Here is a 21586-nt window from a genome sequence, read left to right on the forward strand (position 1 = left end):
TCTCGAAGGGCTTCCGGATGAAACGATTCAGAACGGGAAGCTATGAGGCCGTCGGGGGTGTGTCAACCCCTCCGGCCGGGTCCGGCTTCCGTGACCGTTGTGTGAACTTCGGCTATCGAAAACTTTTCGAGGCGGACCCATTGACGTGACATGTGCGCCATGCCTAACGTCCCGGCCATCCAGTTGAAACCTTTCACGACGTCGTGACGGACCGCAGGGACTGTCGGCGTACGTCGTCGAGGAGCCATCCATGACCCACCCGTCCGACACGGGACAAGCCCCGGTGCTGGCGCTCAGGGACGTGTCCAAGTCCTTCGGTGCCGTACGCGCTCTGCGGGGCGTCTCCCTGGAGCTGTTCCCCGGCGAGGTGCACGCCCTCGCCGGGGAGAACGGCGCGGGCAAGTCGACCCTCATCAAGACGCTCGCCGGAGTCCACCGGCCGGACGCCGGCCAGGTGCTGCTCGACGGCGAGCCCGTCGTCTTCCACGGCCCCGGCGACGCCCGCGACGCCGGCATCGCCGTGATCTACCAGGAGCCCACGCTCTTCCCCGACCTCTCGATCGCCGAGAACATCTTCATGGGCCGCCAGCCCCGGCGCGCCCTCGGCCGCATCGACCACAGGGCCACCCACGACGCCACCGCGGCCCTGATGCGGCGCCTCGGCGTCGAGCTGGACCCCGACCGCCCGGCGCGCGGCCTGTCCATCGCGGACCAGCAGATCGTCGAGATCGCCAAGGCGCTCTCCTTCGACGCCCGCGTCCTGATCATGGACGAGCCGACCGCCGCCCTCACCGGCAGCGAGGTCGCCCGCCTCTTCAACGTCGTGCGCACCCTGCGCGAGGAGGGCGCCGCCGTGCTGTTCATCTCGCACCGGCTGGAGGAGATCTTCGCGATCTGCCGGCGGGTGACGACCCTGCGCGACGGCGCCTGGATCGCCAGTGAACCCCTCGACGGCATGACCGAGGACGACCTGGTGCGCCGGATGGTCGGCCGCGACCTCGACGAGCTGTACCCGAAGCAGCACGTCGATCCCGGCGAGGTGGCCCTCAGCGTGCGCCGGCTGACCCGCGAGGGCGTCTTCACCGACATCTCCTTCGACGTCCGCCGCGGCGAGATCGTCGGCCTCGCCGGACTGGTCGGCGCCGGGCGCACCGAGGTCGCCCGCGCGGTCTTCGGCATCGACCGCTGGGACGCCGGGGAGGTGGAGGTCGCCGGCCGCGCCCTCACCAACGGCGCCCCGTCCACCGCCATGGCCGCGGGCCTTGCCCTGGTCCCCGAGGACCGGCGCGCCCAGGGCCTGGTGATGGACATGTCCATCGAACGCAACATCGGCCTGACCGGACTGCGCACCACCGTGAAGGCCGGCCTGATGGACCGCGGCGCCGAGCGCAGCCGCTCGCTCGACTGGGCGGTCAGGCTCCAGGTGAAGTACGCCCGGATCGCCGACACCGTCAACACGCTCTCCGGCGGCAACCAGCAGAAGGTCGTCCTGGCGAAGTGGCTGGCCACCGGGCCGAAGGTGCTCATCGTCGACGAGCCCACCCGCGGCATCGACGTCGGCACCAAGGCCGAGGTGCACCGGCTGCTGTCCGAACTGGCCGCCGACGGGGTCGCCGTCCTGATGATCTCCTCCGACCTGCCCGAGATCCTCGGCATGGCCGACCGCGTGCTGGTGATGCACGAGGGCCGCCTCACCGCCGAGATCCCCCGCTCCGACGCCACCGAGGAAACCGTGATGGCCGCAGCCACGGGGAGGGCAGCCGCATGACGGCGACCGCTCCCGAAGCCCCCGCCGCCGAGGTCGCCGAGTCCGGCGGCGCCCGCCTGGTGGACCGCGTCCTCAAGATGCGCGAACTGGCCATCCTGCTGGTCTTCCTGGTGATGATCGCCGTCACCCAGGCCGGCAACAGCGAGTTCCTGTCGGAACAGGGCGTCAAGGACCTCCTGCTCAACGCGACCATCCTGGTCCTGGTCGCCACCGGCCAGTCCCTGGTCGTCATCACCCGCAACGTCGACCTGTCCGTCGGCTCCACGCTCGGCATCAGCGCCTTCGCCGCCGGCGTCCACCTCCAGGACGGCGGCAGCCCGTTCGTCGCGGTCGTGCTGGCGGTGCTGCTCGGCACCGGCTTCGGCCTGCTCAACGGCCTCCTGGTCAGCCTCGGCCAGGTGCCGGCCCTGGTCGTCACCCTCGGCACCCTGTACGTCATCCGCGGCATCGACTCCATCTGGGTCGGCTCCCGGCAGATCACCGCGGCCGACCTGCCCGGCTCCTTCGTCGACTTCGGCTCCGGCGGCATCTCCGCCGTGCCGTACCTGGCGGTCATCGCCCTCGTCGTCCTGGTCGCCACCGCCTACTGGCTCAAGCACTTCGGCAGCGGCCGCGAGCTGTACGCGCTCGGCTCCAACCCGGAGGCCGCCCGCCTCGCCGGCATCCCCGTCCGCAAGCGCATCCTGGTCGCCTACACCTTCTGCGGCGCCCTCGCCGGCCTCGCCGGAGCCCTGTACCTCGCCCGGTTCGGCAACGTCGACTCCGGCACCGGCAACGGCTACGAACTCACCGTCGTCAGCGCGGTCGTCGTCGGCGGCGTGGTCTTCACCGGCGGCTCCGGCAGCGTCTACGGCGCCGCCCTCGGCGCCCTGCTGCTGACCTCCGTCAACAGCGTGCTGCCCGCCCTCGGCGTCAGCTCCGTCTGGGTGCTCGCCATCAACGGCATCCTGCTCCTGCTCGCCATCGCCGTCGACCGCGTGGTCGCGCTGCGGGTGGCGTCGGCCCTGAAGAAGAGGAACGCCCGCCATGCCTGAGTCGCTGGCCCGCGCCATCCGGTGGGACACGGTCGTCGGCGCCCTCCTGATCGTGCTGCTCCTGCTGTCCTTCTCGTTCGTGGACGGCTTCGGCAACGCCCTCAACCTGTCCTTCCTGATCGGCAACACGCTCCCCATCGCGCTGATCGCCCTGCCGATGACCCTGCTGGTCGTCTCCGGCGAGATCGACCTGTCCGTCGCCTCCACGGCCGGCCTGTCCGGCGCGGTGATGGGCGCCCTGTGGAACCAGGGCATGACCATCGAGGCGATCATCCCGGTCTGCCTGCTGCTCGGCGTGGTCTGCGGTCTGGTCAACGGGCTGCTGGTGACCCGCCTCGGACTGCCCTCGCTCGCCGTCACCATCGGCACCATGGCCGCCTACCGGGGCATCGCGCAGATCGTGCTCGGCTCCGACGCGGTCACCGACTTCCCCGCCCCGTACCTGGACTTCGCGGCCGGACGCATCGGCGACACCTTCGTCCCGCAGGCCCTGCTGCCCTTCGTGGTCCTCCTCGCGATCGCCGTGGTCGCCCTGCACGCCACCCCGTTCGGCCGGTCGCTGTTCGCGATCGGCGCCAGCGAGGAGGCCGCCCGGTTCGCCGGCATCCGGGTCAGGCGCCAGAAGCTGATCCTGTTCACCCTCACCGGCCTGATGGCCTCCCTCACCGGCGTCTTCTGGGCCCTGCACTACGCCAGCGCCCGCTACGACAACGCCACCGGCCTCGAACTGTCCGTCGTCGCCGCGGTGCTGCTCGGCGGCATCGACTTCGACGGCGGCAAGGGAACCCTCGGCGGAGCCGTGGCCGGCGTCTTCCTGCTGGGCGCCCTGCAGAACGTGATGAGCCTGCAGGACGTCTCCGCCCAGTCGCAGATCGTCGTCACCGGCGTCCTGCTCGTCCTCTCCGTGCTCGGCCCCCGCGTCGCCCGCCAGATCGCCGTCGCGCGGGCCGGCCGGCGGGCCGCGTCGGCACCACCGCCGGCCGGCGCCCCCGCCCCGGCCCCGTGACCGTCCGGCACACCCGCCCCCACGTCGTGACCCTCCAGCCGCCCCCCGCGCCCTCCCGTACTCACAAAGGAACCTTCGCCATGCGCAAGTCATCCCTCCGCCGTGCCTGCGCGGCCCTGGCCGCCGTCACCTCCCTCGCGCTCGCCGCCACCGCCTGCGGCGGCACCACCAAGGAGGACGTGAAGAACGAGAGCACCGGCGCCGCGGCCTCCGCCGGCAAGGCCGACCCGAACGCGGCCACCAAGAAGGGCCTCACCGTCGGCTTCCTGCCCAAGCAGGTCAACAACCCCTACTTCACCACCTCCGACAAGGGCGGCGAGGCGGCCCTGAAGGAACTGGGCTCCAGCTACAAGGAGGTCGGCACCAGCAGCGGCACCGACACCTCCGGCCAGGTGTCCTACGTCAACACGCTCACCCAGCAGCAGGTCGACGCGATCGCCGTGTCCGCGCAGGACCCCGGGGCGCTGTGCACCGCGCTCAAGCAGGCCATGAGCAACGACATCAAGGTCGTCACCTACGACTCCGACACCAACCCCGAGTGCCGCAACGCCTTCGTCTCGCAGGCCAGTGGTGAGGACCTGGGCCGCACCGAGGTCCAGCTGCTCGCCGAGCAGATCGGCTACAAGGGCGAGATCGCGATCCTGTCCGCCGCGCAGACCGCGACCAACCAGAACGCCTGGATCGACTTCATGAAGGACGAGCTCGAGGACCCCAAGTACAAGGACATCAAGCTGGTCAAGGTCGCCTACGGCGACGACGACGCCCAGAAGTCCTTCCAGCAGACCCAGGGCCTGCTCCAGGAGTACCCGAACCTGAAGGGGATCATCTCCCCGACCACCGTCGGCATCAAGGCCGCCGCCCAGTACCTGTCCGGCTCCAAGTACAAGGGCAAGGTCAAGCTGACCGGCCTCGGCACCCCCAACGACATGCGCAAGTACGTCAAGAACGGCACCGTCGAGGCCTTCGAGCTGTGGGACCCGGCGAAGCTCGGCGCGCTCGCCGCGCAGACGGCGGTGGCCCTGGTGTCCGGCCAGATCACCGGCAAGGAGGGCGAGACCTTCACCGCCGGCGGCACCAGCCACACCATCGGCAAGGACGGCGTGATCAGCCTCGGCAAGCCGACCGTCTTCGACGCCAAGAACATCGACCAGTTCAACTTCTGATCACACAAGGGGTGTTGATGCAACGCGTGTGCTTCCTGCTGAAGGTTCGGGCGGACCGCCTCGACGAGTACCGCGAGCGGCACGCCGCCGTCTGGCCGGAGATGCTCGCCGCCCTCTCGGCCACCGGCTGGCACAACTACTCGCTCTTCCTGCGCGAGGACGGACTGCTCGTCGGCTACCTGGAGACCGAGGACTTCGCCGCGGCCCGGGCCGGCATGGAGGCCACCGACGTCAACGCCCGCTGGCAGGCGGAGATGGCGCCGTTCTTCGAGTCGTCGGACGGCGCCCGGCCCGACGAGGCCATGAAACCGCTCACCGAGGTCTTCCACCTCGCCTGACCTCCTCCCCGCGTTCCCCCGGCGCTCCGCGTCACCGACTTCCGGCTCCCCGCCCGACCGGTCGGGCGTGCGGCGGGATGGCGGTAATGTGAAGGCCCTCGCCGCCGCCCCGCCGCCCCCCTCGTCCCTGACTCTCTGGAGGTTTCTGCCTGATGGCCCAGTCGGTGGGAATCAAGGACGTCGCCCGCGCCGCCGGCGTCTCGGTCGGCACGGTGTCCAACGTCATCAACCGCCCGGACACCGTGGCCACGGAGACCCGCGCGCGCGTGCTGTCCGCGATCGACCGGCTCGGCTACGTCCGCAGCGAGTCCGCCCGCCAACTGCGCGCGGGCCGCAGCCGCATCATGGGACTGCTCGTCCTCGACATGGGCAACCCCTTCTTCGTGGACGTCGCCCGCGGGGCCGAACGGGCCGCCCGGCAGGCGGGCCTGGGCGTGATGGTCTGCAACAGCGCCGAGAGCGCCGGCGAGGAGGCCGAGTACCTGTCCCTCTTCGCCGAACAGCGCGTGCGGGGCGTCCTGCTCACCCCGGCCGACGCCACCGGCCGCAACATCGCCGCGTTCCGCCGGCACGGCATCCCGTTCGTGCTGGTCGACCGGGTCTCCGAGGGCACCACCGAGTGCTCGGTCTCCGTCGACGACGTGGCCGGCGGCGCGCTCGCCGTACGCCACCTCGTCGACGCCGGACACCGCTCCGTCGCCTACGTCAGCGGTCCGCCCGGCCTCACCCAGATCCGCGACCGCCGCACCGGCGCCCTGCACGCCCTCGCCGAGGCGGGCCTGGGCCCCGAGTGCCTGCGCGAGCTGCCCACCGAGCGGCTCGACGTGGCCGCCGGCCGGGACGCGGGCGCCCGCCTCCTCGGCCTGGCCGACCGCCCCACCGCCGTGTTCTGCGCCAACGACCTGCTCGCCCTCGGCGTCCTGCAGGCCATGTACGCCGCCGGCGTCAACGTCCCCGACGACCTCGCGATCGTCGGCTACGACGACATCGAGTTCGCCGCCGCCGCGGCCGTACCCCTGACCTCCGTCCGCCAGCCGGCCGTCACCATGGGCGCGCTGGCCGCCGGCATGCTCCTGGAGGAGACCGAGGAGGGGCCCGGCGGCGGCACACGGCCCCACGAGCACCGGCGGGTCGTGCTCCAGCCGGAGCTGGTGGTGCGCCGCTCCAGCCTGTCGTCGCGCTGACCGGCCGTTCAGCACGGACGGTCGCCGGACGCGCGGCGCCCTGACCCGTCGTTCAGCGGCCGTTCGCGGTCCCCGGCCTCCGGCGGCGCCCGGACATGTGCTGAACTGGGACGCGGTCCGCACCTCGATCGTCACGGGAGCCTCACGTTGTCCGACAGCTACCGTCAGCCCGGCGTCGTCCTCACCGACCGCCGCTTCACCGTGCCGCTCGACCACGCCGACCCCGCCGGGGAGACGATCGAGCTGTACGCCCGCGAGGTCGTCGCGAGCGACAAGGCACGGCAGGACCTCCCCTGGCTGGTCTACCTCCAGGGCGGACCCGGCTTCGGCGCCCACCGGTTCGTCGGCCGGCAGGCCTGGCTCGACCGGGCCCTGAAGGAGTTCCGCGTCCTCCTCCTCGACCAGCGCGGCACCGGCCGCTCCACGCCCGCCAACCGGCAGACGCTCCCGCTGCGCGGCGGCCCCGCCGAGCAGGCCGCGTACCTGACCCGCTTCCGCGCCGACTCCATCGTCCGCGACTGCGAGCTGGTGCGCCGCGAGGTCACCGGCGGCGCCCCCTGGACCGTCCTCGGCCAGAGCTTCGGCGGCTTCTGCACGCTCACCTACCTCTCCCTCGCCCCCGAAGGGCTCGCCGCGGCCCTGATCACCGGCGGGCTGCCCTCCCTGGACGCCCACGCCGACGACGTCTACCGGGCCGCCTACCCGCGCATGGAACGCAAGACGGCCGCGCACTACGCCCGCTACCCGCAGGACGTCGCCCGCGCCCGCCGGATCGCCGAGCACCTGCTCTCCCACGAGGTGACCCTCCCCAACGGCTACCGCCTGGGCGTCGAGGCCTTCCAGAGCCTCGGCATCCTCCTCGGCGGCAGCGAGGGCAGCCACCGGCTGCACTTCCTCCTCGAGGACGCCTTCGTGCCCACACCGGGCGGCCCCGCCCTGTCCGACGCCTTCCAGGAGGAGGTCCAAGGACTCCTGTCGTACGCCTCGCACCCCCTCTACGCCCTCGTCCACGAGTCGATCTACGGCCAGGACGAGCGGCCCACCGCCTGGTCGGCCGAGCGGGTGCGCGCCGAGTTCCCGCAGTTCGACGCGGCGAAGGCGCTGGCGGGCGACGGACCCCTGCCGCTGACCGGCGAGACCGTCCACCCCTGGACGTTCGACCGCGACCCGGCGCTGCGCCCGCTGCGCGAGACCGCCGACCTCCTCGCCGCCCGCACCGACTGGACCCCCCTGTACGACCCGGCCCGCCTCGCCGCCAACGAGGTCCCGGTCGCCGCGGCGGTCTACCACGACGACCTCTACGTCGACACCGCGCACTCGCTGCGGACCGCCCGCGCCGTCCGCGGCCTGCGCACCTGGGTCACCGACGAGTTCGAGCACGACGGCGTCCGCGCGGGCGGCCCCCGCGTCCTGGACCGGCTGCTGGCCCTCACCCGCGACGAGGTCTGACTCGCCCGCCGGGGCCGTGGGCGGGGGCGGCGTCGGGCCCGGCCGGGGCGCGGACCCCGACCGGTCCGACACCGCCCCGGCTCAGCCCCGTGCCCCGTGCCCCGGGACCGGCGTCGCGGGCCGGCCGGCACCGGCCCTTCCCCGACGGGTGCCGCGATCGCCGGCGCCCGACCGCGGAAAGGCCGGGTTCTCCTCAGCGGCCGGCGACGACGTCCAGGGTGATCCTCAGACGGCGACCCGTCATGCCCTTGGCCTTCGTGACGCCGAAGGCGTATCTGTCCACCGAGGCGGTGCCGCCGGCCGTGATCCGTCCGTCCTCGCAGGTGACGGAGGTGATCCTGACGGAAACCGGTCGCGTCACTCCGCGGACGGTCAAGTCCCCGTTCAGCGAAGCGTCCTGGGCGGACCCTTCCACGGACCGGCTCCGGAAGGTGATCTCGGAATGCCGCGCCGCGTCCAGGAAGTCGGGGGACCTGACGTGATCGTCGCGCTGCCGGTTGCCGGTGTCGAAGCTGGCCGCGTCCATCGTGACCTCCACCGACGAGTCCTGCGGCGACTCGGCGACGGTGATCCGGCCATGACCGATGGTGAACGTCCCGCGGACCGGGAGGAGCCCGAACATGGCACGCGTGTCGAAACGAACCGTCGATGCCGACGGATCGATCTCGTAGGTGCCCGCTGCGGGTAAGGACTGTTCCGAAGTGCCTGGTGTCGCCATGGACGTGTGACCTCCGTGCGTCGAGGATCCGTCGTGGACGGATCAGCGTCTCGCACACCGCGGTGGTCGCACCAGTACCTTTTCGATCACCGTGCTTCGCCCGGCCGGGTGGGAGGGGTGCCGGAGCGGCACTCCGCGAACGCGGACGCGTGGGCCGGTGCCGGTCCAGGACGACCGGGACGCCCCGCCGGCTGCGTGGAGGGTCCTGCACGGGCCCCGCGGGACGTTCCGCGTCCTGACCGACCGGACGTGCACCGGTCTTCCGGCCGGCGGCGCGTTCTCGTGCGTCGAGGGCCCCGGGCCCCGGCAGGAGGGGGAGAGGCGCAGGTCGGTAGGGTGCGGGGAATGCGAGACCATACGGTGGACCGGGACGATCTGCGCGGCGACTGCGCCAACTGCTTCGGGCTGTGCTGCGTGGCCCTGCCCTTCGCCCGCTCCGCGGACTTCGCGATCGACAAGGACGCCGGCACGCCCTGCCCCAACCTGGGCGAGGACCACCGCTGCGGCATCCACGCCCGGCTGCGGCAGAAGGGGTTCAGCGGCTGCACGGTCTACGACTGCTTCGGCGCCGGCCAGAAGGTCTCCCAGGTCACCTTCGGCGGCCGGGACTGGCGTACGGGGCCCCGCGACCAGGTCGGCCGCATGTCCGAGGTCTTCCCGGCGGTCCGGCACCTGCACGAGCTGCTCCGGTACCTCACCGAGGCCCTCGCCCTCCCCGCGGCCGGCCCGATCCGCCCCGAGCTGCGCCGGGCCCTGGAGCGCACGGAGGAACTGACCCTGGGCACCCCGGAGGAACTCGCCGCGCTGGACGTGCCCGCCCACCGCGAGACCGTCAACGTCCTGCTGCTCGAGGCCAGTGAACTCGCCCGCGCGGGCCTGCCCGGCCGCCGGCGCGAACACCGGGGAGCCGATCTGATGGGCGCCCGCCTCAGGGGCGCCGACCTGCGCGGGGCCAACCTGCGCGGTGCCCTGCTCATCGGGGCCGACCTGCGCGGCGCCGACCTGCGGGGCGCCGACCTCATCGGGGCCGACCTGCGCGGCGCCGACCTCACCGACGCCGACCTGCGCGGCGCGCTCTTCCTGACCCGGCCGCAGCTCACCGCGGCCCGCGGGAACGCCGGGACCAGGCTGCCGGAGTCGGTCGACCGGCCCGCGCACTGGACAGCGGGGCGCTGAGGCGGGTTTTCGCGCCTCAGCGCCCCGCGCGCCCGTCGCCGCGGCCGCCGGCGTACGCCGCTCCAGCCGCATCCGCAGTCCCTCCGGCGTCAGGGTCAGCCGTTCGGTCACCCGCAGCCGGCAGCCGGGGTCGGGCACCGGCTGCCGGCGGCGCAGCAGCGGCCCGAGCGCCGGCGTGGCCTCGTGCGGCGCGAACCGACGGCCGATGCGGGCCCGCGCCCCGGTGCCGAACGGCTTGAAGGGGTGCGGGGCACGCGCGCGCACCGCCGCCGCCTCGAAGCGGCCGGGGTCGGACTCCTCGGCGCCGGCGCCCCACACCTCGGGGGCGCGGTGCGGCATCGCCGTCGGCACCGGCGCCCACGCGCCGCGCCGCATCGGATGCTCCCCGGCCGGCACGGTGCCTTCGCGGCCTTCGCGGCCTTCGCGGCCTTCGCGGCCTTCGCCGCCGGCCCCGGGTCCGGCCCGCCGTTCGCGGAACGCGCCGAGGTGCGTCTCGCGGTGCGCGGCCGGCCGGCGTTCACCACGGCGGTGTGCCTGGAGCGGCTGCGCGGGTCCGACGGCGCGCTCTCCCCGCGAGCAGGTCCGCGACCCGTGCGCGCGGGCGCTGTTCGGCATCCTCGCGCGCTGACGGGCGCTGCCTTGTTCCCCGGCCCCGGTTGGCGTACCCCGCGATCTCCGATAGGTTAGGCAAGGCTTACCTAAGGAGGTCCTGGGATGGGTGACAGCGGCAACTGGACGGCCGTACCCGGTCTGGCGGAACGGGCCCGGTCCGTGCTCGCCGCGGCGTGGTCCTGCGCGGTGACCGGGCAGGGCGGCCGGGAGGAGTTCGTCGGCGCGCACACCGTCGCCGACGACGGACGGGTGCTGCTGCGCGTGCCGGAGGGCAGCGCGCTGCTGACGGCGGCGATCTGCGCGCCGCGCGGGGAGCCGTCCGCCGTGCTGGAGTTCGCGGACGTCGCCCCCGTCCCCGTCCGCGACCGTGTCCGCGCCCGGCTCTGGCTGGCCGGCTGGTTCGTCCCCGAGGACGGCCTGCTCGCCTTCCACGCAACCCGCGTCGTGCTGAAGGAGCCCTCCGGGGCGGTCGTCGTCGCCCTCGACGAGTTCGCCGCCGCCGCGCCCGATCCGCTGGCGGCGGCCGAGGCGCGCCTGCTCACCCACCTCGCCGACGCCCACCCCGACGCCGTGGAGCGCCTCACCCGGCTCGTCCGCCGGGAGAGCCTGCACGGAGCCGTCCGGGTCCAGCCGCTCGCCGTCGACCGCCACGGACTCACGCTGCGCGTCGAACGCGCCCGCGCCCACGGCGACGTACGCCTGCCCTTCCACGCGCCGGCCGACGACGTCGCGCAGCTCACCGAGCGCCTCCACGTGCTCCTCACCCAGGCGGCCGCCGCGTCCTGCCCGCGGTCCCTACAGCGGCAGCGCACAGACCGCGACGGGTGACGCGAACGGCTCGCCCGCGGGCCGCAGGGTGCCGTCGCGACCGTCCACGTGGAACACCGTGACCGTGCCCGAGCGCTGGTTCGCGGCGAACAGCAGGCCGCCGTCGGGGGAGAGGGCGAGCTGCCGGGGGAACTCCCCGCCGCACGGCACCGTGTCCAGCAGCCGCAGCCGCGCCCCGTCCGCCTCGACGGCGTAGCGCGCGATCGTGTCGTCACCGCGGTTGGCGAGGAAGGCGTACCGGCCGTCCGGCGCGACGGCGAACTGCGCGGGGTGGTTGGTGCCCGCCCGCGCGCCCGTGGACTGCGCCCCGCCGATCGTCAGACGGCCGGACGAGGGGTCGTACGCGCAGACCGCGACCGTGTCGTCGACCTCGTCGGCCAGGTACGCGTACCGGCCGCCGGGGTGGAAGGCGAGGTGCCGCGGACCGGCGCCCGGCCGGGCGCGGGCGACGGCGACCTCGGTCAGCGTGCCCGCCCTCTCGTCCAGCCGGTAGGTGCGGACGGTGTCGGTGCCCAGGTCCACGGCGAGGACGTGGGCGCCGTCCGGGGCGGTGACGATCTGGTGCGCGTGCGGGCCCTCCTGCCCCGGTCCGGGCGCCGTGCGGGCGGGGGCGACCAGGTCGGTGCGCTCGCCGAGCGCCCCCGAGGCGTCGACCGGGTGCACGGCGACCGTGCCCGAGCCGTAGTCGGCGCTCAGCAGCCAGCGCCCGCCCGGGTGCACCGACAGATGACAGGTGTGGGCCCCGCCCGTCGCCCGGCTCCCCAGCACCTCGCGGTCCGCGACGCGCACGGCGGTCACAGCGCCGCGCTCGCGCTCCTGGACGGCGTACAGCGTCCGGCCGTCCGGGTGGACCGCGAGGTACGACGGGTCCGGGACGCCGGTGATCGTCCCGGACCCGGTGATCCGGCCGGACGCGGGGTCGTACGCGGCGACGCCGATGCCGCTGCCGCCGCCCGCCGCGGAGGTGTAGGTGCCCAGGTAGAGCGGCCGGGGGCCGGACGGCGCCGTCGAGACGCGGGACGGGGCGGGGGACCGGGCCGGGGTGCCGCCGCCCGGCGCGCCCTCCGGTGCCGCGGGGGCCGGCCGGACGCCGTCCCCGCAGCCCGTCAGGGCCGGCGCCGCGGCGGCCGCACCGAGCGCCCCGAGCGCTCCGACGAGACGACGCCTGCCCCAGGCCGCCCCCGCCCCTTCCGTCCCACTGCCCATGTGCCGCACCCCGGGTCGTCGTCCGCCGCCGTCGTGACGGCCACCCTGGCCCGCGCGGACCACGGACGCAAAGCCGGACGCCGGCCCCCGCCCGCCGGCCGCCGTCCCGCGGCGTCCCCGACGACCGGGAGGACCGGCCGGGAGGACCGGGGGAGACCGGCCGGGAGGACCGGGGGAGACCGGCCGGGAGGACCGGGGGAGACCGGCCGGGAGATCCGCCCGGACGGCCGTCCTCACCTGGGACGGCGCGAGCCCCGCCGCCGGTCCCACCGCAGCCGGTCGGGGACCCGCAGCCGCCGGTGGACGCGCTCGCGCAGCCGGGACAGCCAGGGCAGCCGCCGGTCCTGCTCCCGGGTGGCGCGGTCCAGCTCCTCCAGGAGACGGTGCGAGCGGTGTTCGGTGTCGAGTTCGTCGATCATGCGGTTGACCTCGGTCAGCACCGCGCCGTGCAGCTGCCACTGCCCGGCGTCGTGCTGGAGCCGCTCCAGCAGCAGCTGGCCGAGCTTGTCGCGGGTGGCCGCGGCCTCCCGCAGCTGCGAGGTGAGGCGCTCCTCGGCGGACTCGGCGTTCTCGCTGACGTCCGTGGTGACCAGCACCGCGAAGCTGACCACCGCGTCCGCGATCTCCGCCAGCAGCCGTTCCAGGGTGGCGCCGGTCTCCGCCGGGAACAGCCTCGGCGCCTCGCGCTCCTTCGTGAGGTCCGTGAGCGTGCGGGCGAGCACCCTCAGGACGACGGTGCAGATCTCCAGCGTGTCCAGGCCGGTGCGCAGCACCACCCGGTGCAGCACACCCTCCCGGACCCGGGGGTTGAGCCGAAGGCTGTCCTCCGCCTGCCGCAGTGCGGCGTCGACCTCGACGATGTCGTGGTCCAGGCGGCGCGCCTCGTGCAGCCGGGCGGCGGCCTGTTCCGGGGGCATGCGGCCGGTGGCCTCCTCGCCGATCCGCAGCATCAGCTGCCGCACCCGGCGGGCCAGGTCCTCGATGGACTCGCCCGCCTCCTCCACCCACACCGGGGGCGGCAGCAGCAGGTTGATGCTGAGCCCGACCACGGCTCCGATCAGGGTCTCCAGCACCCGCGCCCACGCCGTGTCGCCGACCGTGGTCACGCCCAGCACCAGCATGGCGCTGATCGCCACCTCGGGCACGTACTCGTCGACCCGCACCAGGTGACCGACGCCCAGCGCGGCCACGATCAGCAGCCCGAGGCTCCACCACGTCAGCCCCACGATCAGGCTGAACGCGATGGCGACGAGTACGCCGGCCACCACCGCGTTGACGCGCCGCACCCCGTTGGTGAGGGTGGCGTACAGGGTGACCTGGACGACCAGCAGTGCGGTCAGCGGCGCGGTGAGGGGGGCGGCCTCGGGACTCAGGTGCAGTGCGACGGCGTAGGCGATCATCGCGGCCGCGGAGGACCGCAGGGCCTGGACGACCGCGGGTTCCCGGCGGCGCCGCACGAACCGCACGAGCGGTGCGGCACGCTCACGTACATCAAACATCCCCTGGCGGGTTCCCGTTCCTCACCCGCCTCGAACGTTTCTTCCGCCACCCACCTCGAACGGCGGCGCGCGAGGGGGCCGGCCTTCAGGGGCTGCCCGGAGGGTCAGTCGAACAGCTTGTCGAGGAAGGCCGTCAGGTTGCCGGTCGTCCGCGCGATCTGCTCCTCCAGGGTGAGGCTCTCCTCGAACCGGCCCCCCGACTCCGGGACCTTCTTCCCGCGCACGTAGAGCGAACAGGCCAGGTCGGTGCACATGTAGAGACCGACGGAGTTGCCTTCACGCCCCGCGGCGCCCGCCTTGCGCGCGGTCATCAGCGACACCCCGCCGCCGGGGTGCGTGGTCAGGCACAGCGAGCACATGCTGCGGTGCAGGAAGCCGCGCTGAGAGGCCGGGAACCGCAGGGTCACGCCCGTCGGGCGCCCGTCCCGTTCGGTCACCAGGTAGCTGCGGTCGGGAGCGCCGGGATCGCGCCATCCCAGGAAGTCCAGATCGCCCCAGGGCCGCGAGTCGAGATCCCGCGGCACCGCCAGCCGCTTGGCCTCCCCCTTGGAGCAGTTCACGAAGGAGTCGCGGATGTCGTGCTCGGTGAGTGTCCTCATCGGGAGTCTCCTGTGATCGCACGGCCCGCCGCGACCGGCGGACCGGGAGGTCGTTTCCTTGGGTCTCTAGGTTATGGCCTAAGCCTAAAGTTTTTTCGCGAGAGGAAGCCAGTGATTTTCCGTCAGGCCGCGCCACCGCGGGCCCCGGCCGCGTCCTGGCCCGGCGCCGGCCCCGCTCCCGACGGACGGTGGTCATCGGGGCGGGGGGTCGGTACGGTCCGCGGACGCGGGCGGGCCGGCCCGTGGCGCGGAGCGGCGGGAAGGGGCGGGCGAACGGTGGAGGACTCGCGGGGACGGGCCGCGCCGCGTGCTCCCGCGGCGGCCGGACCGCCGGCCCGGCTCCTCGCCGGCGTCGTGCCGCCCGCCGCCCCGGAGGGGATCGAGAACGCGCCCCTCTCTTAGCTCACAGCATGAACTAAGGGTTGGACGAATGTCGCGCGGATCCCGCCCGCCCAGGTATGTTGCAGATCGGGCAGGGTTCTGAAGGGGGCCGACATGACGGGGCGCAACGGGCGTACGGTACGCGATCTCAGGCGGGCCAACCGCACGGCCGTCCTGCAGCGGCTCTACTTCGACGGCCCCCTCAGCCGCTTCGAGCTGGGCCCGGCCACCGGCCTCAGCTCCGGCTCCGTCAGCAACGTCGTCGCCGACCTGGTCGCCGACGGGCTCGTGGAGGAGGCCGGCAGCGTCGACTCCGACGGCGGCCGGCCCCGCACCCTGCTGCGGGTGGCGCCCGCCAGCGGCCACATGATCGGCGTGGACGTCGGCGAGACCCGGGTGCGCGTCGAGCTATTCGACCTCACCCTCACCGAGCTCGCCCGCGCGGAAAGGCCGCTGGAGCAGCGGCGGTACGAGGTCGGGGGCATCGTCGGCCACATCCGCGACGGCGTCGCCGAGGTGCTCGCCGCCGCGGACCTCGACCCCGAAGGGCTGCTCGGCGTCGGCATCGGCGTCCCCGGCATCGTCGAGCGCGGCCCCGACCACGGCGCCGTCGTGCACGGCCAGACGATCGGCTGGGACGCCGTCCCGCTGGAGGAACTGCTGCGGGCGGGCTCCCCGCTCCCCGAGAGCGTCCCGTACTTCATCGACAACGGCGCCAGGACCCTCGGCCAGGCCGAGATGTGGTTCGGCGGCGGCCGCGGGGCCCGCAACGCCTGCGTCGTCCTGTTCGGCTCGGGCGTCGGCGCCTGCCTGGTCACCCCCGACGTGGAGAACGGCCGGGCCGTCGAGTGGGGGCACCTGACCGTGCGGGTGCGCGGCCGCCGCTGCCGCTGCGGGGCGCTCGGCTGCCTGGAGGCGTACGCGGGCGCCGAGGCGCTCCTCGACCGCTGGCGCGAGGAGGGCGGCCGGCCGCCCCGGGACGCCGACGAGGAGACCGCGCTCACCGCGATGCTCGCCGCCGCCTACCCGGCCGACGGCGCCGAACCCGACCCGGTCGCGCTCGCCGTGCTGGAGGAGACCGCCGAGTACCTGGGCGCCGGACTCTCCGACCTGATCAACCTCTTCCAGCCCGAGCGCATCCTCATCGGCGGCTGGGCCGGCCTCCAGCTCGGCACCCGCTTCCTGCCCGCCGTGCGCCGCCACGCCACGGCGTACGCGCTGCGCCACCCGGCGGAGAAGGTCGCCGTCGAACTGGGCCGGCTCGGGCCCGACGCGGTGACCGTGGGCGCCGCGATCCTGCCGCTCGCCGACTTCTTCTCCCGCGGCGGCCGCCGCCCCGAGCCCCTGCCGAGCGGCCCGGCGCCCGCCTGGCGCACCGCGCTGGAGGAACGCGCCCCGCACTGAGGTTTCGCCGGTCACCCGGGAGGTACCCGCGTTCCGCTCTGTGCGACACGACCCCGAAGGGAGGGCGCCGTGACCGATCATCGGCTCGAAGGCCCCGGAGAGAACGGCACCCCCGTCCCGCGCGACCTGCCCGACCAGCAGGCCGACGGGGGCGAGGACCGCTGGGACGTCGCCCCCGCCCGGCCGGACGGGAACCCCGGGAAGAGCGACGACCCCGACGACGCCGGTACCGGCCCCGACGCCGACGTCCCCGACACGGACGAGGCGGGCACGGGCCGCCAGGGCGCCCCCCGCCCGGCCACCGTCAACCCCGACCACCCCACCCCCGACGAGCCGCCCGGCTGATACGGCCGGGACGGCCGATACGGCTGGGACGGGCCCGGGAAGACCCGCGTGAGCCCGACGGCCTGCCGTCCGGTGGTGACCCGCGACGATCGTCCGCACGGCGGAGACGACCGTCGCGGGGCCGACCGGGCGGCTTTCGCCGTCGTACCGGAACGGTGTAGCCGGCGCACGCGGGCCGGGCCCGGCCCGGCCCGCGTGCGCCGGCCGGCGGTCAGCCCACCTTGCGCCCCCGCAGCGGCTCCGTCGGTGCGCCCGCGCCGGCGCGGACCCCGCGCAGGAACTCCTCCAGGGCCTCCGGCGCCGTACGCTGCGGGCGCCAGCCCAGCTCGACGCGCGCGCGGGTGCAGTCCATCAGCGGCAGCCGCAGGACCGCGTCGAACAGGTGCGGGGAGGCGGGCAGCAGCCGCAGCCCCCACGCGGCGGCGATCGCCGCGCGTGCCGCCGGCCGGGGCAGCCGCACCGGGCGGGCGCCGAACATCTCGGCGAGCAGCGCCGCGTCCAGGGGCGGATCGGCCGCGAGGTTGAACGGCCCGCCCACGTCCGTGCGCACGGCGAGCCGGTACGCCTCCGCCGCGTCCTCGGTGTGCAGGGCCTGCATCCGCAGCCCCGGCACGTCCGGCAGGAAGGGCAGCAGTCCGGGCCGCAGGACCGGCCCCGGCAGGAGCCGGCCGCCGAAGATGCGGCGCTGCTCGCTCGCGGCCTCCCGCTTGAACAGGAACGCCGGCCGCATCCGCACCACCCGGATGCCCGGGTGATCGCGTTCGAAGGTGTCCAGGGCCCGCTCCAGATACGCCTTCTCCCGGCAGTACGCGGCGTCCGGCCAGCCGTGCGTCGGCCACGTCTCGCCCACCGCGCGCTCCTTCGGCCCCGGTGAGTAGGCGCCCACCGACGAGGCGTGCACCAGCACCGGCACGTCCGCCGTCGCCACCGCCTCGAACACCCGCAGACTTCCCAGCACGTTGGTCCGCCACGTCGTCGCGGGATCGTGTGTCGGCTGGAACGCCCACGCCAGGTGCACCACCGCGTCCGCGCCCTCGAACACCCCGGTGAGCTCGCTCCCCTCGGCGCCCAGGTCGACCGTCGACCACCGGGTGCCCGGTGGCCTGTGGTCCGGGAGCCGCCGGGCCAGCCCCACCACCGACTCCACCTCGGGATCCTCCGCCAGCAGCCGCACCACACTCGTGCCGACGTTGCCGGTCGCCCCGGTGACCACGACCCTCTTGCCCGACCCGCTGCTCGCCATCGACTCCTCCTCGTCGCCGTCGGCCGAGCGCGACGAGTACCCCTGTTCCGCACGACGCACGCGAACGCCCGGTCGTCCCGGTCGCGGGGACCCGCGGGAGGGAGGGGGATGCCGGGGGCACCGGGGGCGGACAGTGGAGAGCCCCGACCGTGACGGGGGAATCACGGCCGGGGCGGTCGAGGTGTGGGCACGCACGGCGGTCGCCTCTCGGCGAAGGGCTCCACAGGGCTTCAGCCGAACGATCGTCCCTGTGGGCGAATGGTGAGGCCCGGGGACACTGTCCCGTCCGCACCCACGGTCTGTTCAACGGCGAACGGCCGGCGGGTGTTCCCGCTCCCGCCGCCTCCTGCGGTGACGTGTGTCACCGGCTCCGCTCCGCCTCCCGGGCGGCCGGGAGGATCTCGGCCCGCAGGCTCTCCGCCTGGAGCAGCAGCGCCCCCAGGACCGCCGCGTGCGCCGCGTCCCGCGTGGCGTGCTCGCGCAGGCTCTCCTGCAGGCTGCGCCGCAGCTCGTCCAGCTCGTCCAGCTCGTCCAACTCGTCCGGTGGGCCGGGCTCCGGTTTATCCGGCCCATCCGGCCCGTTCGGCCCGTTCGGCCCGTTCGGCCCGTTCGGCTCGTCCGGTCGAGCCGGGCGCGCGGTCCGTTCCGCGTCGCCCGTCCCGGCGGTCGCGGTCCGCCGCGCCGCGGTCCGGCAGGCGTCGCCGAGCAGTTCCAGCAGCCGGGCGTACGTCCGCAGGGCCGCCGTCCCGGGCGGGGCGGGCGCGCGCTCGTCGTCGGCCGCCACCGCCAGCGTGCGGGTGAGGGCCACGACGTGGTCGGTGACCCGGCCCCAGCGGGCGTCCTCGGTCTCCGGCGGCACGTCCAGGGGGAGCCGGTGCAGCGCGCGCAGCGGCCCGGAGGTCAGCCGCAGGCTCTCCCTGCTCCAGCCGCGCGCCGAGCGCAGCCCCTCGCGCCGCCGTTCCAGGCGGGCGGCCGCCCGCGACCACTCGGCGGCGGTCCCCGTGTCCCACTCGCCCTCCCGCAGCCCGGCCGCCACCGCGTCCAGCACCTCGCCGGCCTCCCGCACCAGCGCGGCCAGGTTCTCCCGCACGTCCCGCAGATGCACCGGCGGCAGCACCAGCGCGTTGACGGCGATCCCGAGCACCGCGCCGAGCGCCGCCTGTCCCACCCGGTGTCCGACCGCCGAGGCCGACACCGCGCCGGAGGCGAGCGTGAACACCGCCGTGGTGGCCGCGTAGACGCCCTGGTCCCCGAATCTGGGCCAGTTGGCCAGCAGCATCAGCACCGGCAACGACAGGGTGAGCGCGCCCAGGGTGTCCGCGGTGACGGCCTGCGCCCCGGAGGCCAGCAGCGTGCCCGCGCAGATCGCCGTCCACTGCTGGGCGGCCTGCCGCAGCGAGCCGTACACCGTGGCCTGCACCAGGACCAGCGCCGACCAGGGCGCCATCAGGGCCATCGGGTCGCCGAGCCAGATGCCCGCCACCAGCCAGGCCAGGAGGGCCGCCCCGGCCGCCTTCAGCGACTGGACGACCAGGTCCCGTTCCCGGCCGGGCCCGCGGCAGACCGCCCGCGCGGCCCGGCCGACACCTCTCGCCTCCCGTCGTACCGTTTCCGTCAGGCGCCGCCGCCGGGGCGCCTCGTCCGTCCCTGTTCCGCCGCGGACACTCATGCCAGCGGGCTGTCCTCCAGGGCCGCCAGCAGATGGGCCGGATCGTCGTAGACCGCCTGGGCGCCCGCCTCCTCCAGGTCGGAACGCGGAATGCCGCCGCACAGCACGCCGACGCAGTGGACCCCGGCCCGTCGGCCCGCCCGCATGTCCCACACGGTGTCGCCGACGAACACGGCCCGCCCGGCGGGCACCCCGGCCAGTTCCAGGGCGTGCTCGACGGGCTCGGGGGAGGGCTTGCCCTCCTCGACGTCGTCGGCGCTCGCGGTGGCGGTGATCACCTCGTCGGCGTCGAGGGCGCGGCGCAGGGCCGACAGCTCCGTACCGCTCGCCGACGTGGCGAGCACCACCTTCCAGCCGTCCCCGTGCAGCCGCCTCAGCAGCGCCCCGGCGTCCCGCAGCGCGGGCAGCCGGTCGAAGTACTGGCCGTACAGGGCCTTGTGGGCGGCGCTCAACCCGGCGTCCCGGTCGTCGTCGTGGTCCTCGCCCAGCACCTGGGCGATCAGGTCGGCCGACCCGAGCCCGATCGCCCGGTGCACGGCGTGCATGGGCACCCGGTGGCCCGCCTGGCGGAAGGCCTCCCACCAGGTGACGACGTGCAGGTGGTTGGTGTCGACGAGGGTGCCGTCGACGTCGAAGACGGCGGCGCGTTCCATCCGGGGGTCCTTTCGTCGTGCGGAGTCTCCCGCGCGCTGGACGGTTCCGTCCGTTCGCGCGGCCCGCACCGGGTACCACGTCAGCCGCCCGCCACGCCCACCGCCCGCCGCGGCCCGCCGCCGGCCGTTCCCGCCGCCCACCGGGCCCGCCGGAGCCCGGCCCTTCCGGGGCCGGGCCTCCTCGACGGCGGGGTGGCGGGAACGACGGCGAAACGAGGTGATTCATACCGGCTGGTTGCGATTTACGCTCTATGACATGACCGAAATCGCGAGCCCCTACATCTCCCGTCCGCGGATCACGGTGCTCGGGGTGCAGCCGTGTCCGTCGCCGTTCCGCATCGTGGAAATCGACGGAGAGGTGGTCGGTGAGGCCAGGGCCGTCACCGACGTCCTGGAGACGGCCGCCGCGTACGGCATCATCGTCCACGACCTCGACGACCCGGACGTGGTGCGCTGGGTGGGCGGTGACCGGTACACATGGAAACCCCGGCCCCGTTAGGGACGGCCCGGCCACCCCCTCCGGCGCACCCGCGTCGTCACGCCCGGCGCTCCCGCGCGTGCACGGCCCGGCTCATCCGCCGGCCCACCAGCAGGTACCCGATGAGCGCGCCCGTGGTGTTGAGGATGACGTCGTCGACGTCGAAGGCGCGTCCGGTGACCAGCGCGCCCTGGGCGAACTCCACCAGGAGCATCACGCCCGCGGTCAGCAGCATGACCCGCACCAGTCCGCGCGCCCGGGGCGCGACGACCGGCACCAGCACGCCGAACGGCACGCCGAGCAGCAGGTTCCCGCCGATCTGCTTCACCGCGTCGCGCAGCTCCGGCTGGTCCAGGTACGCCCTCAGCGACTGGCCGGGCCGCAGGTTCGAGTGCACGAGCGCCTCGGAGGCGGGCGACGGCTCCAGGGTGAGCCGGGCCAGCACGACGGCGAAGCCCACCATGAACACGAAGGCGACGAGCATCGCCAGCAGCCGCAGGGGGAGCGGCAACGGCCGGCGCCCGCCCTGCTCGGCGCCGCCGGACTTCGCCCGCTCCTCGGACTTCGCCCGCTTGACCGGCCTCGTCCTCCCGCCGCGCTCGGCCGGCGCGGTCCGCGCGGAGGGCTCGGACTTCGCCGGCGGTCCGGATTTCGCGGTGCGCGGGCGAAACGCGGTGAGCGCGCGCAGCGCTGCGGCACGGGGGCGTGTGGCTGCACGGTCCATGCGGTCCTCCAGTCTTCAACTTACCTGCGTGGTGGGGCTGTTACCCCCGGATGCCCGGAGGATGCGAGGGCTTCCGGGCGGGGTCTCGCCCCGTCGGTTCCGGTTCCGT

20 protein-coding genes and 2 pseudogenes are annotated in these 21586 nt (G+C 74.5%); 13 read left to right on the top strand and 9 right to left on the bottom strand.

Going from position 1 to position 21586, the window contains the following annotated elements; translation table 11 throughout:
• Nucleotides 1-250 precede the first annotated feature (250 nt).
• The 7 genes from ACZ5FU_RS22365 to ACZ5FU_RS22395 all read left to right on the top strand — a co-directional run bounded on the left by ACZ5FU_RS22365 (nucleotide 251) and on the right by ACZ5FU_RS22395 (nucleotide 7942).
• Nucleotides 251-1768, top strand: coding sequence for a sugar ABC transporter ATP-binding protein (locus tag ACZ5FU_RS22365; RefSeq protein WP_451781545.1), 1518 nt, complete (start codon nucleotides 251-253; stop codon nucleotides 1766-1768).
• Complete coding sequence (locus ACZ5FU_RS22370) at nucleotides 1765-2802, top strand: ABC transporter permease (RefSeq protein ID WP_451530010.1); 1038 nt, start codon at nucleotides 1765-1767, stop codon at nucleotides 2800-2802. The genes ACZ5FU_RS22365 and ACZ5FU_RS22370 overlap by 4 nt, the downstream gene beginning before the upstream one ends.
• Complete coding sequence (locus tag ACZ5FU_RS22375) at nucleotides 2795-3808, top strand: ABC transporter permease (RefSeq protein WP_451530009.1); 1014 nt, start codon at nucleotides 2795-2797, stop codon at nucleotides 3806-3808. The genes ACZ5FU_RS22370 and ACZ5FU_RS22375 overlap by 8 nt, the downstream gene beginning before the upstream one ends.
• An 80-nt stretch (nucleotides 3809-3888) precedes the next feature.
• On the top strand, nucleotides 3889-4971 hold the full coding sequence (rhaS, locus tag ACZ5FU_RS22380; RefSeq protein ID WP_468641939.1) for a rhamnose ABC transporter substrate-binding protein: 1083 nt from the start codon (nucleotides 3889-3891) through the stop codon (nucleotides 4969-4971).
• Nucleotides 4972-4988: 17 nt separating this feature from the next.
• Nucleotides 4989-5309 (top strand): L-rhamnose mutarotase, encoded by a 321-nt coding sequence (locus ACZ5FU_RS22385; protein WP_451530007.1) that lies wholly within the window; start codon nucleotides 4989-4991, stop codon nucleotides 5307-5309.
• Between the two features lie 152 nt (nucleotides 5310-5461).
• The gene (locus ACZ5FU_RS22390; protein WP_451530006.1) at nucleotides 5462-6493 is read left to right on the top strand and encodes a LacI family DNA-binding transcriptional regulator; all 1032 of its coding nucleotides are present in this window, start codon (nucleotides 5462-5464) and stop codon (nucleotides 6491-6493) included.
• 147 nt (nucleotides 6494-6640) lie between these two features.
• Complete coding sequence (locus ACZ5FU_RS22395; protein ID WP_451530005.1) at nucleotides 6641-7942, top strand: alpha/beta fold hydrolase; 1302 nt, start codon at nucleotides 6641-6643, stop codon at nucleotides 7940-7942.
• Nucleotides 7943-8135: 193 nt separating this feature from the next.
• On the opposite strand, the gene ACZ5FU_RS22400 is transcribed toward ACZ5FU_RS22395, so the two are convergent.
• On the bottom strand, nucleotides 8136-8660 hold the full coding sequence (locus ACZ5FU_RS22400; RefSeq protein WP_451530004.1) for a YceI family protein: 525 nt from the start codon (nucleotides 8658-8660) through the stop codon (nucleotides 8136-8138).
• Nucleotides 8661-9005: 345 nt separating this feature from the next.
• On the opposite strand from ACZ5FU_RS22400, the gene ACZ5FU_RS22405 reads away from it, so the two are divergent.
• Nucleotides 9006-9836, top strand: a complete 831-nt coding sequence (locus ACZ5FU_RS22405) for a pentapeptide repeat-containing protein (protein WP_469046446.1) — start codon at nucleotides 9006-9008, stop codon at nucleotides 9834-9836.
• Here ACZ5FU_RS22405 and ACZ5FU_RS22410 read toward each other — a convergent pair.
• Nucleotides 9801-10253: pseudogene (locus ACZ5FU_RS22410) on the bottom strand (cytochrome P450); the annotation flags it as partial. The gene ACZ5FU_RS22405 and the pseudogene ACZ5FU_RS22410 overlap by 36 nt on opposite strands.
• A 15-nt stretch (nucleotides 10254-10268) precedes the next feature.
• On the opposite strand from ACZ5FU_RS22410, the pseudogene ACZ5FU_RS22415 reads away from it, so the two are divergent.
• Nucleotides 10269-10464: pseudogene (locus tag ACZ5FU_RS22415) on the top strand (TetR/AcrR family transcriptional regulator); the annotation flags it as partial.
• Between the two features lie 86 nt (nucleotides 10465-10550).
• Nucleotides 10551-11276 carry a DUF2470 domain-containing protein gene (locus tag ACZ5FU_RS22420; protein ID WP_469046448.1) on the top strand — a complete coding sequence of 242 codons (726 nt, stop codon included), beginning with the start codon at nucleotides 10551-10553 and terminating at the stop codon, nucleotides 11274-11276.
• Here ACZ5FU_RS22420 and ACZ5FU_RS22425 read toward each other — a convergent pair.
• The 3 genes from ACZ5FU_RS22425 to ACZ5FU_RS22435 all read right to left on the bottom strand — a co-directional run bounded on the left by ACZ5FU_RS22425 (nucleotide 11244) and on the right by ACZ5FU_RS22435 (nucleotide 14580).
• Nucleotides 11244-12482, bottom strand: coding sequence for a lactonase family protein (locus ACZ5FU_RS22425; RefSeq protein ID WP_469046449.1), 1239 nt, complete (start codon nucleotides 12480-12482; stop codon nucleotides 11244-11246). The two genes, ACZ5FU_RS22420 and ACZ5FU_RS22425, sit on opposite strands and share 33 nt — an antisense overlap.
• Before the next feature lie 233 nt (nucleotides 12483-12715).
• Nucleotides 12716-13981 (bottom strand): FUSC family protein, encoded by a 1266-nt coding sequence (locus ACZ5FU_RS22430; RefSeq protein WP_451781536.1) that lies wholly within the window; start codon nucleotides 13979-13981, stop codon nucleotides 12716-12718.
• A gap of 104 nt (nucleotides 13982-14085) precedes the next feature.
• Nucleotides 14086-14580, bottom strand: a complete 495-nt coding sequence (locus ACZ5FU_RS22435) for an FBP domain-containing protein (protein WP_451530000.1) — start codon at nucleotides 14578-14580, stop codon at nucleotides 14086-14088.
• A gap of 495 nt (nucleotides 14581-15075) precedes the next feature.
• On the opposite strand from ACZ5FU_RS22435, the gene ACZ5FU_RS22440 reads away from it, so the two are divergent.
• Together ACZ5FU_RS22440 and ACZ5FU_RS22445 are read left to right on the top strand one after the other, a co-directional pair.
• Complete coding sequence (locus tag ACZ5FU_RS22440; protein WP_451529999.1) at nucleotides 15076-16365, top strand: ROK family transcriptional regulator; 1290 nt, start codon at nucleotides 15076-15078, stop codon at nucleotides 16363-16365.
• Nucleotides 16366-16434: 69 nt separating this feature from the next.
• Nucleotides 16435-16710, top strand: a complete 276-nt coding sequence (locus ACZ5FU_RS22445; protein WP_469046476.1) for a hypothetical protein — start codon at nucleotides 16435-16437, stop codon at nucleotides 16708-16710.
• Between the two features lie 211 nt (nucleotides 16711-16921).
• Here ACZ5FU_RS22445 and ACZ5FU_RS22450 read toward each other — a convergent pair whose 3' ends face one another.
• The 3 genes from ACZ5FU_RS22450 to ACZ5FU_RS22460 all read right to left on the bottom strand — a co-directional run bounded on the left by ACZ5FU_RS22450 (nucleotide 16922) and on the right by ACZ5FU_RS22460 (nucleotide 20275).
• Complete coding sequence (locus ACZ5FU_RS22450; protein WP_451529997.1) at nucleotides 16922-17953, bottom strand: SDR family oxidoreductase; 1032 nt, start codon at nucleotides 17951-17953, stop codon at nucleotides 16922-16924.
• A 361-nt stretch (nucleotides 17954-18314) separates the two neighbouring features.
• Complete coding sequence (locus ACZ5FU_RS22455; protein ID WP_469046478.1) at nucleotides 18315-19622, bottom strand: FUSC family protein; 1308 nt, start codon at nucleotides 19620-19622, stop codon at nucleotides 18315-18317.
• Entirely contained in the window at nucleotides 19619-20275 is a 657-nt protein-coding gene (locus tag ACZ5FU_RS22460; RefSeq protein ID WP_468836334.1) for an HAD family hydrolase, read from the bottom strand. The genes ACZ5FU_RS22455 and ACZ5FU_RS22460 overlap by 4 nt, the downstream gene beginning before the upstream one ends.
• Nucleotides 20276-20531: 256 nt before the next feature.
• On the opposite strand from ACZ5FU_RS22460, the gene ACZ5FU_RS22465 reads away from it, so the two are divergent.
• Complete coding sequence (locus ACZ5FU_RS22465; protein WP_451529994.1) at nucleotides 20532-20774, top strand: hypothetical protein; 243 nt, start codon at nucleotides 20532-20534, stop codon at nucleotides 20772-20774.
• A gap of 37 nt (nucleotides 20775-20811) precedes the next feature.
• Here ACZ5FU_RS22465 and ACZ5FU_RS22470 read toward each other — a convergent pair whose 3' ends face one another.
• Nucleotides 20812-21477: a VanZ family protein gene (locus ACZ5FU_RS22470; RefSeq protein WP_451778115.1), complete on the bottom strand. Its 666-nt coding sequence runs from the start codon at nucleotides 21475-21477 to the stop codon at nucleotides 20812-20814.
• Nucleotides 21478-21586: the final 109 nt, after the last annotated feature.

The sequence above is a fragment of the Streptomyces sp. NPDC031554 genome (genome assembly GCF_055580685.1).